The 15568-nt window shown below is 71.2% G+C and carries 12 protein-coding genes and 1 pseudogene; 6 read left to right on the top strand and 7 right to left on the bottom strand.

Features of this window, described 5'->3' with window-relative positions:
- Positions 1–402 precede the first annotated feature (402 nt).
- The 5 genes from O7595_RS14665 to acs form a co-directional block, all read right to left on the bottom strand.
- Positions 403–582, bottom strand: a complete 180-nt coding sequence (locus O7595_RS14665; protein WP_093653883.1) for a hypothetical protein — start codon at positions 580–582, stop codon at positions 403–405.
- Between the two features lie 189 nt (positions 583–771).
- Entirely contained in the window at positions 772–1734 is a 963-nt protein-coding gene (locus O7595_RS14660) for an alpha/beta fold hydrolase (protein ID WP_269729136.1), read from the bottom strand.
- Positions 1731–2234 carry a phage holin family protein gene (locus O7595_RS14655; RefSeq protein WP_443071621.1) on the bottom strand — a complete coding sequence of 168 codons (504 nt, stop codon included), beginning with the start codon at positions 2232–2234 and terminating at the stop codon, positions 1731–1733. Before O7595_RS14655 ends, O7595_RS14660 begins: the two co-directional genes overlap by 4 nt.
- A 39-nt stretch (positions 2235–2273) precedes the next feature.
- The gene (nhaA, locus tag O7595_RS14650) at positions 2274–3671 is read right to left on the bottom strand and encodes a Na+/H+ antiporter NhaA (protein ID WP_269729135.1); all 1398 of its coding nucleotides are present in this window, start codon (positions 3669–3671) and stop codon (positions 2274–2276) included.
- Between the two features lie 216 nt (positions 3672–3887).
- Entirely contained in the window at positions 3888–5843 is a 1956-nt protein-coding gene (acs, locus tag O7595_RS14645; protein WP_269729134.1) for an acetate--CoA ligase, read from the bottom strand.
- Positions 5844–6350: 507 nt separating this feature from the next.
- On the opposite strand from acs, the pseudogene O7595_RS14640 reads away from it, so the two are divergent.
- Positions 6351–7619 (top strand): annotated as a pseudogene (locus tag O7595_RS14640) (hypothetical protein); the annotation flags it as partial.
- A gap of 250 nt (positions 7620–7869) precedes the next feature.
- Here O7595_RS14640 and O7595_RS14635 read toward each other — a convergent pair.
- Positions 7870–8865, bottom strand: a complete 996-nt coding sequence (locus O7595_RS14635; protein ID WP_269729132.1) for an ATP-binding protein — start codon at positions 8863–8865, stop codon at positions 7870–7872.
- Between the two features lie 103 nt (positions 8866–8968).
- Here O7595_RS14635 and O7595_RS14630 point away from each other — a divergent pair, with 103 nt between their 5' ends.
- Complete coding sequence (locus O7595_RS14630) at positions 8969–9793, top strand: oxidoreductase (protein ID WP_269729131.1); 825 nt, start codon at positions 8969–8971, stop codon at positions 9791–9793.
- Between the two features lie 368 nt (positions 9794–10161).
- Here O7595_RS14630 and O7595_RS14625 read toward each other — a convergent pair whose 3' ends face one another.
- A complete protein-coding gene (locus tag O7595_RS14625) occupies positions 10162–11007 on the bottom strand; it encodes an HAD family hydrolase (RefSeq protein ID WP_269729130.1) in 846 nt (281 codons plus the stop codon).
- Between the two features lie 645 nt (positions 11008–11652).
- On the opposite strand from O7595_RS14625, the gene ssd reads away from it, so the two are divergent.
- Genes ssd through O7595_RS14605 form a run of 4 tightly spaced genes read left to right on the top strand, consistent with a single transcriptional unit; the run spans position 11653 to position 15479 of the window.
- Positions 11653–12705 carry a septum site-determining protein Ssd gene (gene ssd, locus O7595_RS14620; protein ID WP_269729129.1) on the top strand — a complete coding sequence of 351 codons (1053 nt, stop codon included), beginning with the start codon at positions 11653–11655 and terminating at the stop codon, positions 12703–12705.
- Positions 12702–13850, top strand: a complete 1149-nt coding sequence (locus O7595_RS14615; RefSeq protein ID WP_269729128.1) for a TadA family conjugal transfer-associated ATPase — start codon at positions 12702–12704, stop codon at positions 13848–13850. Before ssd ends, O7595_RS14615 begins: the two co-directional genes overlap by 4 nt.
- A complete protein-coding gene (locus tag O7595_RS14610; protein WP_269729127.1) occupies positions 13847–14698 on the top strand; it encodes a type II secretion system F family protein in 852 nt (283 codons plus the stop codon). Before O7595_RS14615 ends, O7595_RS14610 begins: the two co-directional genes overlap by 4 nt.
- Positions 14691–15479: a type II secretion system F family protein gene (locus O7595_RS14605; protein ID WP_269729126.1), complete on the top strand. Its 789-nt coding sequence runs from the start codon at positions 14691–14693 to the stop codon at positions 15477–15479. Before O7595_RS14610 ends, O7595_RS14605 begins: the two co-directional genes overlap by 8 nt.
- Positions 15480–15568 lie beyond the last annotated feature (89 nt).

Below are 15568 nucleotides of genomic sequence, written 5' to 3'. Positions count from 1 at the left end.
GTGACGGCCGGCACTGCCCCCGGCCCGGACGTCAGCCGGTCCGGATCCGTGTCACGGCCCGGGCGCACGGCAGGCGTGGGGAGGTCCCTCGACCGTGTGCCACGTGTGCCTTCCGGCCCGGGCGCACGGCTCCTGTCCGTACCCTCCGGGCACGGACGCCCGCTGTGTCGTCTCTGACGCCGGAGTCAGAGGCGCCCCGTGCCGGCCGGGCATACGTGTGCCCGGGCATGACCCGTGCCGGGTAACAGCCGCCCGGATGTGTGGGCACCCCGGAGAGCAGCACCTCTGCCACACGGCTGTCCCGCGGAAGGCGTGTGCACCCCGCAGGTCTCCGCGTCCACGGAGTGTCCGCCCCTGTGGAGACGTGCGTGAGAAGGTGACACGGACGCCGTTGTGACGACGTCAGCCGCGAGGATGGCGCAGTCGTGCCGAGACCCAGCGGGCCCTGCGGCGGAGGATGCGCGGAATCCCGAGACGGGGATCATGGCCCCGCCCCTGGGGGCCGCCCCTTTCGTCCGCTACCGGCGCGGAGGCCGAGCGGGAGTTGCGTGCTGTGTCACTGTAGTCGTGCGTCCAGCCCATACCCCGACGTGTGCCCGTGCCCCAAGGTCGGTAACCGCGTCTGGGCCCGCCAATTGGCCTATGCGCCAGGCAATCCCCCTTCGTCGCACACCCGTTCGCGGGGCGGTGGTCCCCGACCGGCGTCCTGGCGGTTCTTCGTCGGGATCGGCTCCGGCGGGCCGGGGCACGCCGCGTCCGCGCGGCCGGGGGTCAGCGGTCGGGCTCGGGGTCCTTCAGCCAGTTGATGAGCTCGTTGGAGAACGCCGCGGGGTCCTCCTCATGGGGGAAGTGGCCGAGTCCGTCGAACAGCCGCCAGCGGTACGGGGCTTCGACGTACCGGCCCGAGCCCGCCGCGCTGCGCGTACGCATCGCCGGGTCCAGCGAGCCGTGGAGATGGAGTGTCGGCACCCGGACGGGGCGCTTCATCCTGCGGTTGAACTGGATGCCGTCCGGACGCGCGATCGACCGCACCATCCACCGGTACGGCTCGATCGAGCAATGCGCCGTCGACGGGATGGTCATGGCCCGGCGGTAGACGTCGAGCGTGTCCTCCTCGGGGGGGCACGGACCGGACCACTCCCGGATCAGCCGGCCCACCAAGGCCGCGTCGTCCGCGAGGAGCTGACGCTCCGGCAGCCATGGTCGCTGGAAGCCCCACACATACGATCCGGCGCGGCTCTGTGCGAAGTCGCCGAGCATCGAGGAGCGCCAGCGGCGTGGGTGCGGCATCGAGGAGACGGCGAGCCGGCGGACGAGCTTGGGCCGCATCACGGCCGCCGTCCAGGCGAGGTAGCCGCCGAGGTCGTGTCCGACGAGGGCCGCGTCGGGCTCGCCGAGGGACCGTACGACGCCGGTGATGTCGAGTGCGAGGTTGGCCGGGTCGTAACCCCGGGGCGTACGGTCGCTGCCTCCCACGCCGCGGAGGTCCATCGCGACCGCGCGGAAGCCCGCGTCGGCCAGCGCGGTCAGCTGGTGCCGCCAGGTCCACCAGAACTGCGGGAAGCCGTGCAGGAGCAGCACCAGCGGTCCGTCGCCCAGTTCCGCGATGTGGAAGCGCGCACCGTTGGCCGCCACGTCGCGATGGGTCCAGGGACCATCGATCCGCACGGGGCCGCCGTTTCCGTTTCCGGTGCTGTTTCCGTTGCCGACTGAGGGCGTATCGGGTGCCGTCATGCGGACGAGCGTGCCACAGATGTGGACACGTCCTTGGCCCCTCGGGGGTGCGGCTTGGCGTTCTGGAGCACGGCGGCCGTCTGCTTGGCCGAGGCGATGGAGCGCTCCGGCGGCTTGACCTTCTTGAACTTGGTCATGGCCAGCAGCGCCGCCAGGCCCGCGAGCAGCAGGAACGCCGCTCCCACGATCAGGAACGACCAGGCGAGTCCCAGGCCGAGATTGTGGATGCCGTAGGCGGCGGCGAAGCTCAGCACCGGCAGGGAGAACAGGGCGAGCACCCCGGCGACCGTGCCGGCCACTCCGCCCGTCACCCCCCGCTTGACGTCCTGCCTGAGTTCGGCCTTGGCCAGCGCGATCTCGTCGTGCACCAGGGCGGACATCTCAGCGGTCGCCGTCGCCACCAGCTGTCCCATGGTCTTGTCCGCGCCGGCCAGCCGAACCGGTCCGACCACGTCGCCCGCGGCTTCGACGGTGGTGGTCGTGCTGCCGGGGTCGCTCATCGGTGACTCCCTCATCTCTGCTTCGGATCTGCTGTCAGATCATGCCGGACTGTCGCCGTCGCCGCGCGACGCACCCGCGACTTCCGCCATGCGCCGGTGCTCCGCGGCCCTCTTCTCGTAGATCTCGGCCATCCGCAGGTGGTACTCAGGGTTGTCCTGTTCGTACACGTCCGGGATGCCGTCCTGGTCCTCGTCGCGGTCCTCCGCCTCGCAGAGGGCCTGGTACTTGCGTACCCGTAGTTTCAGGAGCACACAGGCGATCACCGCGGCGATCAGGGACCCGAGCAGCACGGCCGCCTTGACCTCGTCCGTCAGGGCGGCGTCGCCGGCGAAGGCCAGCTCGCCGATGAGCAGGGAGACGGTGAAGCCGATGCCGGCCAGCGACGCGACGGCGAAGACGTCCGGCCAGGCAAGGTCCTCGTTGAGCTCTGCCCTGGTGAAGCGGGCGGCGAGCCAGGTGCCGCCGAAGATGCCGATGGTCTTGCCGACCACGAGGCCGAGCACGACCCCGAGGGGCTCGGGGCGCGTGAAGACGGCGTGCAGTGCGCCGCCCGAGACGCTGACCCCGGCGGAGAACAGCGCGAACAGCGGTACGGCGAGGCCGGCCGAGATCGGCCGCACGAGGTGCTCGATGTGCTCGCCGGGGGACTGCTCCTCGCCCTCGCGCCGGGTGCAGCGCAGCATCAGGCCCATGGCGACGCCGGCGATGGTGGCGTGGACGCCGCTGTTGTACATGAGTCCCCAGATGACCAGGGCCAGCGGGACGTAGACGTACCAGCCGCGCACGCCCTTGCGCAGCAGCAGCCAGAAGACCGCGAGGCCGGCCAGGGCCCCGCCGAGCGCGGCGAAGTTCAGATCGCTGGTGAAGAAGATCGCGATGATCAGGATCGCGAAGAGGTCGTCGACGACGGCGAGGGTGAGGAGGAAGGCGCGGATCGCGGACGGGAGCGATGTGCCGATCACCGCCAGCACCGCGAGGGCGAAGGCGATATCGGTGGCCGTGGGCACCGCCCAGCCCGCCAGAGAGCCGCCGCCGGCGCTGCTGACCAGCGTGTAGACGAGTGCGGGGGCCGCCATACCGCACACGGCGGCGATGACGGGGAGCGCCGCGGCCTTGGGGTCGCGCAGTTCGCCCGCGACGAGCTCCCGCTTGAGCTCGATACCGGCGACGAAGAAGAAGATCGCCAGAAGCCCGTCGGCCGCCCAGTGCTGGATGGACAGGTCGAGCCCGAGGGACGCCGGGCCCAGATGGAAGTCGGCCACGGCCTCGTAGCTGCGGCCGAGGGGGGTGTTCGCCCAGAGGAGTGCGGCGACTGCTGCGGCCAGCAGCAGGATCCCGCCGACGGTCTCGGTGCGCAGGGCGTCCGCCACGAAGTTCCGCTCGGGGAGGGAGAGGCGTCCGAGGAACTTGCGGGGGGTGGGGGTCGGCGCTGCCACGAGTGGGGACCTCCGGTCGGATAGGCACGGCAAAGCACATGCCGACCAGACTTCCCGGCGCACCTCGGTTTTCCTGTCGCGTCGTTGACGCGATTCCTTACCCTACCTAATGACCTCGGTGGGGGATGCGTCGGTACCATCGTCGATCTTCACCTTAGGTGCAAAAGGGGCACCCGGCGCGTTCGCTCCGGGTGCCCCTGGCGGTGACCTGCGGACTCAGTCCTCCGAGGCCGCCGTCGGCAGCTTGGACTGGATGAGCTCCATCACGGAGGAATCCGTGAGGGTCGTGACGTCACCGAGCTGGCGGTTCTCCGCCACGTCCCGGAGCAGCCGGCGCATGATCTTGCCGGACCGGGTCTTGGGCAGCTCGGCCACCGGCAGGACGCGCTTGGGCTTGGCGATCGGCCCGAGCGTCGCCCCGACGTGGTTGCGGAGCTCGGCGACGAGGCCCTCGTCCTCGCTCGCGGTCCCGCGCAGGATCACGAACGCCACGATGGCCTGGCCGGTCGTCTCGTCGGCCGCGCCGACGACGGCGGCTTCGGCGACCTTGGGGTGCGAGACCAGGGCCGACTCGACCTCGGTCGTCGAGATGTTGTGGCCGGAGACCAGCATCACGTCGTCGACGCGGCCCAGCAGCCAGATGTCGCCGTCGTCGTCCTTCTTCGCGCCGTCGCCCGCGAAGTACCGGCTCTCGAAGCGCGACCAGTAGGTGTCGATGAAGCGCTGGTCGTCGCCCCAGATGGTGCGGAGCATCGACGGCCACGGCTCGGTGAGGACCAGATAGCCACCGCCGCCGTCGGGCACCTCGCGGCCCTCGTCGTCGACGACGGTCGCGGCGATGCCGGGCAGCGGGCGCTGGGCCGATCCGGGCTTGGTCTCGGTGACGCCGGGCAGCGGCGAGATCATCATGGCCCCGGTCTCGGTCTGCCACCAGGTGTCCACGATGGGCGCGGTTCCGCCGCCGATGTGCTCCCGGTACCAGATCCACGCCTCGGGGTTGATCGGCTCGCCGACCGAGCCCAGGACGCGCAGGCTCGACAGGTCGAACTTGGCGGGGATGTCGTCGCCCCACTTCATGAACGTGCGGATCGCCGTCGGGGCCGTGTAGAGGATCGTGACGCCGTACTTCTGGACGATCTCCCAGAAGCGGCCCTGGTGCGGGGTGTCGGGCGTGCCCTCGTACATCACCTGCGTCGCGCCGTTGGCGAGGGGCCCGTACACGATGTACGAGTGGCCGGTCACCCAGCCGACGTCGGCCGTGCACCAGTAGACGTCGGTGTCCGGCTTGAGGTCGAAGACGGCGTGGTGGGTGTAGGCCGCCTGGGTGAGGTAGCCGCCGGAGGTGTGCAGGATCCCCTTGGGCTTACCCGTCGTGCCGGACGTGTACAGGATGAACAGCGGGTGCTCCGCGTCGAACGCCTCGGGGGTGTGCTCCGCCGACTGGCGGCCGACGACGTCGTGCCACCACACGTCCCGGCCCTCGGTGATCGCGGTGTCCTGGCCGGTGCGGCGGACCACCAGCACGTGCTCGACCTGCGGGCACTTGGCGACCGCCTCGTCGATGGCGGGCTTGAGGGCGCTGGGCTTGCCGCGGCGGTGGCCACCGTCGGCGGTGATCACCAGCTTGGCGTCGGCGTCCTGGATGCGGGACGCGACCGCGTCCGCCGAGAATCCGCCGAAGACGACCGAGTGCGCGGCGCCGATCCGGGCGCAGGCCAGCATCGCCACGGCGGCCTCGGGGATCATGGGCAGGTAGACCGCGACCCGGTCGCCCTTGCGGACGCCGAGCTCCGTCAGGGCGTTGGCGGCCCGGGAGACCTCGTCCTTGAGTTCCGCGTAGGTGAGGGACCGGCTGTCTCCCGGTTCGCCCTCGAAGTGGATGGCGACGCGGTCCCCGTGACCGGCCTCGACATGGCGGTCCACGCAGTTGTACGCGACGTTGAGCTTGCCGTCGGCGAACCACTTGGCGAAGGGCGGGTTCGACCAGTCCAGGGTCTCGGTCGGCTCCTCGGCCCAGCTGAGCCGCCGCGCCTGCTCGGCCCAGAAGCCAAGCCTGTCCGCCGCGGCCTGCTCGTACGCCTCCGCCGTCACGTTGGCGTGCGCGGCCAGCTCGGCCGGCGGTGCGAACCGCCGCTCTTCCTTCAAGAGGTTGGCCAGGCTCTCGTTGCTCACGACATCTCCCTTTCCCAGGGCGTCCTATGTGCCTATGTGTCCCAGGCCATAGCTCATCAGGCGGATGGCCGGGTGACAAGGGTCTTCAAGAAATTGGTTTAGACCTATTAGGGCGGTGGAGTGGCCTGTGGGACTCCCGGTCCGCCGTCCCGGGCGAGCGGCCCCTTCTCCCCGGGCGGTGGGGGGAAGGGGCCACTCGTACTCACGTATGCCACACCGGGTCGGTTCACTCCCGGTGAGCGGCTCGGGTGAGGGGTGTACCCCGGGGCTTCCCGTCCCTTGCGGAATGGCGGGTGGCCGAGTGGTGGGCGGGGCCCCGGAGGCGGTCTCCCGCTCGTCCGGCAGGCTCGGTGAGCGGCGGCACGCATGCGTCCGATCCGGTGATTAATCATCCCGGTTCGGCCTGTCTCCCCTGCTCCGTGATCCTTGGTGCGACCTTGTTCTGGTCCGCGATCGTACGGGCGTATCGATCGCACTTCACCGCACACGACGAAAGAGGGTGGACGGATGCTGCCCGCCGCACGGAGAGCCGTTCTCGGTGCCGTGGCCACCGCGCTCGTCATGGGCCTCGCCGCATGTTCCGGCGGTGACGGGGGGTCGGGGCTCTCCGGCGCCCTGGGAAACCAGCTCGGTCAGATCGGCGACGGCTCGACCTCGTACACCGGGGCACAACCGGGGCAGGCGCGCCCGGAGCGGCTGAAGCCGGGGCAGAAACCGCCGCAGTTCGTGGTGTTCTCCTGGGACGGGGCCGGCGAGGACGACATGAAGCTCTTCTCCCACTTCCGGGAAGTGGGCAGGAAGCACGGCATCACGATGACCTACTTCCTCAGCGGCGTGTACCTGCTCCCGGAGTCGAAGGCCGAGTTGTACGACCCGCCCCGGCACGAACGGGGCCGCTCCGACATCGGCTTCAACGACACCAAGGGCATCAAGGCCACCGTTCGCGAACTGCGGGGCGCCTGGCTGGACGGGAACGAGATCGGCACCCACTTCAACGGCCACTTCTGCGGTCCCCTGGGCGGTGGTGCCACCTGGACGCCCGAGGAGTGGAAGAGCGAGCTCGCCCAGGCCAGGTCGTTCGTGAAGAAGTGGCGGACCAATGCGGGCCTGCCGCACGAGCAGTCGCTGCCGTTCGACTACGACCGGGAGCTCATCGGCGCCCGTACGCCCTGCCTGGAGGGGCGTGACAACTTCCTGCGGGTCGCCGCGAAGCAGGGCTTCCGCTACGACAGCAGCGGCATCAGCGAGCAGATCTGGCCGGACAAGAAGCACGGACTGTGGGACCTCTCCCTGCAGCTGGTCCCCGTGCCCGGCCGATCCTTCGAGACGTTGTCCACGGACTACAACTTCATGATCAATCAGTCGGGCACCGCGAAGGGCGCCCCCAGCATGCACACCTTCTGGGGAAACCAGATGCGCGACGGGTTGATCAAGGGCTTCACCCGGGCCTACATGGGCAACCGTGCGCCGCTCGTCATCGGCAACCACTTCGAGTCGTGGAACGGCGGCGCCTATGTGCGCGCCGTCGAGCAGACCATCGGTTTCGTCTGTGTGCAACGTGACGTGCGATGCGTGTCGTTCCGTCAGCTCGTCGACTGGCTGGACGCGCAGGACCCCGAGGTGCTGAGGCGACTGCGTACCCTGCCCGTCGGCCGGGCGCCGAGGAGCGGCTGGAAGGACTTCCTGACCGCCACCTCCTCGGGGTCCGACAAACCGGGCGGGAGCACGTCCGGCCGGTCCGGCACGAAGGCCGTACCGGCTCCGGCCCGATCCGGCGCTTCCGCATCCGGTACGGCAGCATCCGGTACGGCAGCATCCGGCACGGCCGAATCCGGTACGGCCGCATCCCGCGCCGGCGGGGGAGGGACCGCGTCGGAGGCGAACTCCGCCCCCGGCGCGGGGGCAGCCACCGGTGCCTCCATCGCGGACGGCGTTCCCGCCGCGGGCCGGACGAGTCTGGTCTGGCCGGCCGCGAGCGGCCGCGGGCCCGTACCGGACCGGTTGGCGCACGACGGACCCGCGGCGATCAGGCCGGTTGCGGCGCGCTGAACTGCGCTGCCTGCTCGCCGAGCACGAAGTCGGGATCGACCTGGGCTGCCAGGTCGGCCCCGGTCTTCGCATTGCCCCAGCTCTCCGCGTTCTTCAGATGGAAGTGCACCATCTGCCGCGTGTACCGCGCCCAGTCGCGCCGCGCACAGGACGCGTCCGCCGACTGCCGCAGCGTGCGCAGCGCGGCCCGGTTGGGCTCCTCCAGTCGGGCGAACCGCGGCGGACGGCCCTTCTCCATCGACCGCACCCAGTCCGAATGCCCGACGGTCACGAGAAGGTCGTCGCCCACCTCGTCACGCAGGAACTCGAGATCGTCCGGTCCCTGCACCTTGTTGCCGACGACCTGGAGCGCGACTCCGAAGTCCCGGGCGTACTCCTTGTACTGCCGGTACACCGAGACGCCCTTGCGGGTGGGTTCGGCCACGAGGAACGTCATGTCGAACCGGGTGAACATGCCGGAGGCGAAGGAGTCGGAGCCCGCCGTCATGTCGACCACGACGTATTCGTCCGGGCCGTCGACGAGATGGTTCAGGCACAGCTCCACCGCCCCGACCTTGGAGTGGTAGCAGGCGACCCCGAGGTCCGACTCGGTGAACGGGCCGGTCGCCATCAGCCGGATCTGCCCGTCGTCGAGTCGTACCGTCCTGGCACAGGCGTCGTAGACCGGATTGTTCTCACGGACGCGCAGCAGCCGCGAGCCTCCTCCCGGAGGCGTTGTTTTGATCATGGTCTCCGCGGAGGTGATCCGCGGGTTGGTGCCGCGCAGGTACTCCTTGATGAGCGGCAGGTGCGCGCCCATCGCGGGCAGCGCCGCTGCCTCCTGCTCGTCGAGCCCGAGCGCCGCGCCCAGGTGCTGGTTGATGTCGGCGTCCACCGCGACGACATGGGCCTGCTGTGCGGCGAGGTGACGGATGAAGAGCGAGGACAGCGTCGTCTTGCCGCTACCGCCCTTTCCCACGAAAGCGATCTTCATGTTCACCTAAGGTAGCGGCATTGTCGCCCACGGTGCCCGGTGTGCGTGAAGAAGACCACTCCAACGTGGGGGTGCGGGCCCGGTGCGCGTAGCCTCCCTACCTATGAGTACGAACGCCTCTGACCCCTTGGCCGCACTGGGTGATCTTCCCGGGGTCGCGGATGCCGTGGACTCGGTGCGCAAGGCCGTCGACCGGGTCTACGGGCACCGCGTCATGCGCCGCCGCAGCAATGAGGTCACCTCCGAGGCGGCGCTCCGCGGGGCCCGGGCGTCCGCCGCGCTCTCGGGCGCGGACTGGGCGCTGGAGGAGGTGCGCCGGCGCACCGACTTCGGGAGCGAGGCGGAGGCTCGTACCGTGGGGGCCGCCCTCCGGCTGACCGCCGAGGCGGGACAGCTGTTGTCCATCTGGCGGCAGTCCCCGCTGCGCGTCCTGGCCCGGCTCCATCTGGTCGCGGAGGGCGGCGTCGCCCCCGACGAGTCGGTCGGCCGGCCGCGGCTGGCGGGGGAGAAGGTCGACGAGCCCCTGATCGAGGCGCCGCTGCCGGACGCGGACGAGGTCGCCGGGCGACTCGACGGGCTTTCGGGGCTGGTCATCGCGGGAAGTTCCGCCCCCGCACTGGTCATGGCCGCCGTGGTGCACGGCGAGCTGCTCGCCCTGCGCCCCTTCTCCTCGGCCAACGGGCTGGTCGCCCGGGCGGCGGAGCGCATCGTCCTCATCGGCAGCGGACTGGACCCCAAGTCGATCTGCCCCGCCGAGGTGGGTCACGCCGAGCTGGGCCGTACGGAGTACCTCGAGGCGTTCGACGGCTATCTGTCCGGGACCCCGGAGGGCATGGGCGCCTGGATCACCCACTGCGGCCGCGCCGTCGAACTCGGGGTGCGGGAGTCGACGGCCGTGTGCGAGGCGCTCCAGCGAGGAGCGGCGTGACCATGGGCGGGGCATCGTCCGGCCGGGCCAAGGGCACTGTTCGCAAAGTGCGTTGAGCGCGGCCAATCGCCGGGCGCAAGGGTTGCGGCGGTACCGGTTGGTACCGCCGCTGGCATGTCGGCCGAGTTACCAAGCGTCCTCGAGATGTTGCCCATCAGGTCGGGAACTTTGCCCGTCACCTGGTGCGGCTGGCCCGTAATCGACGGGTCGACGTCGCGTGGGTGCTCAGCGTCCATGCTCGGTCCGTGGGGCCTTTGTTGCGTAGAAGGTGATCCTCTCGGATGTCCCAGGTCTCGCGGGCCGTTAATTCCTTTGTACTCCAGCGGTACGACAAGCGGAACCCCTGACCGCACTTTTTACTTTCAATCTCAAATCCGGGCAAAGGCAGCGGCGCTGCGGCGCCGGTTGGTGTACCAGACGAGGCCGGCGGTGGCCGCTGCCGCTCCCACCGCCGCAGCCGCGAGGAGTGCGGGGCGCGCGGGCATCGTGAAGCCCGGAATGCGCTGCTTCAGTCGCACCGGGCGGACGAAGACGAGCGTCGGCCAGCCGCGTGAGGAGGCCTCACGGCGCAGTGCCCGGTCGGGGTTGACCGCGTACGGATGACCCACGGCCTCCAGCATCGGGACGTCGGTGATGGAGTCGCTGTAGGCGTAGCAGCGTTCGAGGTCGTACCCCTCGGCCGCGGCGAGCTCCTTGACCGCCTCGGCCTTGGTGGGTCCGTACGCGTAGTACTCCACCTCTCCGGTGAAGCAGCCGTCCTCGCCGACCACCATCCGCGTGGCCACCACGCGGTCGGCGCCCAGCAGCTCGCCGATCGGCTCGACGACCTCGGCGCCCGAACTCGAGACGATGACGACGTCGCGGCCGGCGGTGTGGTGCTCCTCGATCAGGGAGGCCGCCTCGTCGTAGATGATCGGGTCGATCAGATCGTGCAGGGTCTCGGCGACGATCTCCTTCACCTGCTGCACGTTCCAGCCTTTGCAGAGCGCGGAGAGGTACTTCCGCATCCGCTCCATCTGGTCGTGGTCGGCCCCGCCCGCGAGGAAGACGAACTGGGTGTACGCCGTTCTGAGCACGGCGCGGCGGTTGATCAGCCCACCGTGGTAGAAGGACTTGCTGAAGGTCAGCGCCGACGACTTCGCAATGACCGTCTTGTCCAGGTCAAAGAAGGCTGCTGTGCGCGGCAAGGAGTGGTTTTCCACGACGCAGAGCATATGCGCCCTCCATTCGGCGTAAGGTGGGGCGCGTGGGTTTGCCTGAGAAGGCTCTCGGGTACACCATGGAAGTCACGGATCGTTCGCGACCGTGCTAACCCGGTCCGACTCCTCCCCCCCCGAGTCGGCCGTGGGGACGACCCCCGCTCTCCCCCCCGGCGGGGGTCGTCGCATGTCCGGACGCATTTTCGCCTTCCGCTGCTGATCGTCCTCACCTCCGTACGCCTGGAACGCGTCACTCCGCTGTTCCCCGCCTTGCGTCACTCTGCGTGATTGATGCGCTGCGCTGCGGAAGTCATGCCGGAAGTCACCGGTACGGGCTAACGGGATATTCACAAGCGGTGAGTCGTCCACAGTTTTTGGAGCAAGATCCACACGATTTTCCGCTGCCCTGCACGGTGATTACGTCCGCGAACTTCGCGGGCCGAAGGAATCACTGATCCCGCATCGATCCCGCCTCCGGTGGGAGCGGTGCGGGAACGCACGCGGGGCCGGTCGGCCGGCTTCCGCGGGAGGCGCCGCCACAGCGCGGCGAGAGGGGGAGACATCGTGGTGCGACACGGGACGTCCGGTGCCATCGGCAGGACCGCCCCACGGGGCACGGCCGGGGCCGCCGGCGGGGACGGGGGGCCTGCCGAGCGCCGGTTGGGACCCTTGATCATTACGGAGGATCCGGCGCTCCTGGACGACCTGCTGAGACTGTGCGCCGCCGCCGGCGCCGAGCCGCAGGTCCATCACGCGGTGCCGGAGGACGCGGGCGGCTGGGAAGCGGCCCCACTGGTCCTGGTCGGCGATGACGCGGCCGCCCGGTGTCTGGGGGCCACTCGCAGACGCGGTGTGCTCCTCGTCGGGCGCGACCAGGACGATCCACAGGTGTGGCGCCGGGCGGTGGAGATCGGCGCCGAGTGTGTGCTGCGGCTTCCCGACGCCGAGGGCTGGCTCGTCGACAGGATCGCCGATGTCGCGGAGGGCGTGGGGCGGCCCGCACTGACCGTCGGTGTGATCGGCGGGCGTGGCGGGGCCGGTGCGTCCACGCTGGCCTGCGCGCTCGCCGTGACCGCGGCCCGTGAGGGCAGGCGCACGATGCTCGTCGACGGGGATCCGCTCGGCGGCGGCCTCGACGTCCTTCTCGGCGGGGAGCAGCAGGAGGGCCGGCGCTGGCCCGACTTCGCGGCCTCCAGAGGCCGGGTCGCGGGCGGCGCGCTTGAGGAGTCGCTGCCATCGGTGCACGGACTGCGGGTGCTCAGCTGGGACCGAGGGGACTCGGTGACGATTCCGCCGGAGGCCATGCGGTCGGTGCTGGCAGCGGCACGCAGACGCGGTGGAGTCGTCGTCGTGGACCTGCCCCGCCGAGTCGACGAAGGGACGGCTGAGGCGCTGGCGCAGTTGGACGTCGGGCTCCTCGTGGTGCCGGGCGACCTGCGTGCGGTCTCCGCCGCACGTCGGGTCGCGTCGGCCGTCCGCATGGTGCTGGGGGATCTGCGGCTCGTCGTCCGAGGGCCGTGGGGCCCGGGGCTGGACGAGCGGTGGGTGGCGGAGGCGCTGGAACTGCAACTGGCCGGTGAAATCCCGCTGGAGGCCGGACTGTCCGCCGATCTCGACGCGGGAGTTCCGCCGGGCGCGGGGGAGCGGGACCCGCTGGCCAGGTTCTGTTCCGCCTTCTGGGCACGGGCGCTCACCGGTGGAGGTGCGGCGTGACGTCGGTCCTTCTGGAAGCGGTACGGCAACGGCTCGCCGAGAGCGGGGCCGAGCCCACTCCGGCCAGGGTGGCCGCGGCGCTGCGGGCGCAGGGACGGCTGCTCGGCGACGCGGAGGTCCTCGGCGCCGCCGAGGAACTGCGATGCGAACTGGTCGGCACCGGGCCCCTGGAGCCACTCCTCGCCGACCCCGCCGTGACCGATGTGCTGGTCTCGGCGCCCGACCGGGTGTGGGTCGACCGGGGTTGCGGACTCCGGCTCACCGAGGTGTGCTTCCCCGACGCGGCAGCGGTGCGTCGGCTGGCGCAGCGGCTCGCGGCGGTGGCGGGAAGGCGGCTGGACGACGCCCGTCCCTGGGTGGACGCCAGGCTGCCCGACGGCACGCGGATGCACGCGGTGCTGCCTCCCGTGGCGGTCGGATCCACCTGTCTGTCGCTGCGGGTGGTCCGGCCGAGGGCCTTCTCGCTGCACGAGCTGATGGCGGCCGGCACGGTACCGCCGGGCGGCGACCGGCTGTTCACTGCATTGATCGAGGCCAGGGTCTCGTATCTGATCAGCGGTGGCACCGGCTCAGGCAAGACGACGCTGCTGTCCACCCTGTTGGGACTGGTGGGCGAGCACGAGCGCATCGTGCTCGCGGAGGACTCCGCGGAACTGCGTCCCGACCATCCGCACGTCGTGCGCCTCGAATCCCGTCCGGCCAACCAGGAGGGCGCGGGTCTGGTCACCCTTCGCGACCTCGTGCGCCAGGCGCTTCGAATGCGTCCGGACCGGCTGGTCGTCGGGGAGGTGCGCGGTTCCGAAGTGACCGACCTGCTGGCGGCGTTGAACACCGGTCACGACGGCGGCTGCGGGACCGTCCACGCCAACACGGCCGCGGACGTCCCGGCGCGGCTCGAGGCCCTCGGGACGGCGGCCGGGCTCGACCGGGCGGCACTGCACAGCCAGTTGGCAGCCGCACTGTCGGTCGTGGTGCATCTCGTACGGCGGCGGGACGGCGGGCGCCGGGTTGCCGAGATCCACGTGCTGGAGCGGGACGCGGCCGGGCTCGTGGTCACCGTGCCGGCGCTGCGGTGGGGTGCGGCGCACTTCGTCCGTGAACGAGGCTGGGAGCGACTGCGGTCCCTGATCGGGGGGTCTCGATGACGACCGCGGCGATGTATGCGGTCGTGTGCGCGGGGGCTGCCGCCTGTCTGACGGTCGGCCGGGACGAAGGACTGCGAAGGGCGCGGCTGGTGCTGGCGTCCGGCGTCGCCGTGCGACCGGACGCCCGCTGGCCCTGGGAGCGCTGGCGGCGATCCGTGGGTCGGTTTCGGCGCGAATGGCTGTGCCTGCCGGCGGGCGCTTTCCTGGCTGTGCTCGGCGAGTCGGTGCTGCCGCTCATCGCGGGTGCGGTGGCGGTTCCCCTGGTGGGGCGGCGGCTGAGGGCGTCCGAGCACGGAAGGACGAGGGACGGCAGAGCCGGTGCGGTGATCGCTCTGTGCGGCGTTGTCGCGGGGGAGTTGAGGGCCGGCAGCCAGCCGGGACAGGCACTGCGGACCGCGGGCCGGATCACCGGGGCGCTGGGTGCCGCGGAGGCGGCGGTGCTGGCGGCCGCCCGGTTCGGCGGGGACGTGCCGACGGAGCTGAGGCGTGCGTCCGGTGAACCGGGTGCAGAGGGGCTGGCCGGGTTGGCCGCCTGCTGGCTCGTCGCCGTGGACAGTGGGGCGGGTCTGGCGGCGGGAATCGACCGGCTCGAGGCCGCTCTCAGAGCCGAGCAGGAGCAACGGGAGTCGCTGAGGGCACAGTTGGCCGGGGCATGGTCGACGGTCGTGGTGCTGGCGTTGCTCCCGGGGATCGGACTGGCACTGGGCTGGGCGCTCGGCGCCGATCCCGTGCGCGTCCTGCTGCACAGCCCCGCAGGGCTGGGCTGTCTGCTGGTCGGCGGACTGCTGGAAGCCGTCGGACTGTACTGGGCGACGCGCATCGTACGGGCGGGGGGCGGCCGTGGGTGACGAGTTCCTCAGGATCCTGGGCATCGCTGTTCCGCCGGCCGCGGCGGCGGCCTGGACGGTGCGGCGGCTCCGTCGTCGGCAGGCACGCAGGCGGCTCCACGCACTCCTTGGGCCGGGCGCCGCGCGGCACGGGACTTTGCGCCGTCGGCGGCCTGTACGCGCGCCGGCATGGGTGGGGCCGTGGGCGGCCCCGGTCGTGGCGGTGTTCACCGGCTGGGTCGTAGCCGGGGGCATCACCGGGTGTCTGCTGGGGCTTGCCGGAGCGTACGGCCTGCGGAGGTGGCAGCGGGGCCGCGCACGGGACAGGGCGGCGGGCGCCTCGGAGAGGAGGGTTTCCGACCAACTGCCGCTCGCCGCGGAGCTGCTGGCCGCCTGCCTCTCTGCGGGAGCCGGGCCAGGCGAGGCGGCGCTCGCGGTCGGCCAGTCGCTCGGCGGACCGGTCGGGGAGCGACTGGAGCAGACGGCGGCCGAGCTTCGGCTGGGAAGCGAACCGGCGCGGGCCTGGGGGAGGTTCGGGGAGATTCCGGGGGCGTCGGGACTCGCCCGCTGTCTTGAGCAGGCAGCCGCGACGGGAGCACCCGCCGCGGAGCCGGTCGCCCGGCTGGCTGCGGGGCTCCGGGCGGAGAAGGTCCGCATCGCGGCCTCCCGGGCGCAGCGCGCCCAGGTGCTGATCACGGCACCGGTGGGGCTCTGCTTTCTGCCCGCCTTCCTCGCGATCGGGGTGGCCCCCGTCGTGATCGGCCTGGCCACGGGGCTGCTGCACGGCAACGGCGGCGACTGACCGGCGGCGCAAGGGAGCAGCGCATGGCCGGGGCATCGACGGCGTTCGTCAGCGGCACCAGCAGCACCGGTGCCAATCGAAGCACCACC

It is taken from the genome of Streptomyces sp. WMMC940 (assembly GCF_027460265.1).
Classification (GTDB): Bacteria; Actinomycetota; Actinomycetes; order Streptomycetales; family Streptomycetaceae; genus Streptomyces.
This window is presented reverse-complemented; position numbering and strand designations above follow the sequence as displayed.

Coding starts and splice junctions, on each gene's coding strand:
- O7595_RS14665 (WP_093653883.1), bottom strand. CDS start 582: ATGGGCTGGACGCACGACTACAGTGACACAGCACGCAACTCCCGCTCG.
- O7595_RS14660 (WP_269729136.1), bottom strand. CDS start 1,734: ATGACGGCACCCGATACGCCCTCAGTCGGCAACGGAAACAGCACCGGA.
- O7595_RS14655 (WP_443071621.1), bottom strand. CDS start 2,234: ATGAGCGACCCCGGCAGCACGACCACCACCGTCGAAGCCGCGGGCGAC.
- O7595_RS14635 (WP_269729132.1), bottom strand. CDS start 8,865: ATGAAGATCGCTTTCGTGGGAAAGGGCGGTAGCGGCAAGACGACGCTG.
- O7595_RS14630 (WP_269729131.1), top strand. CDS start 8,969: ATGAGTACGAACGCCTCTGACCCCTTGGCCGCACTGGGTGATCTTCCC.
- O7595_RS14625 (WP_269729130.1), bottom strand. CDS start 11,007: ATGCTCTGCGTCGTGGAAAACCACTCCTTGCCGCGCACAGCAGCCTTC.
- O7595_RS14610 (WP_269729127.1), top strand. CDS start 13,847: ATGACGACCGCGGCGATGTATGCGGTCGTGTGCGCGGGGGCTGCCGCC.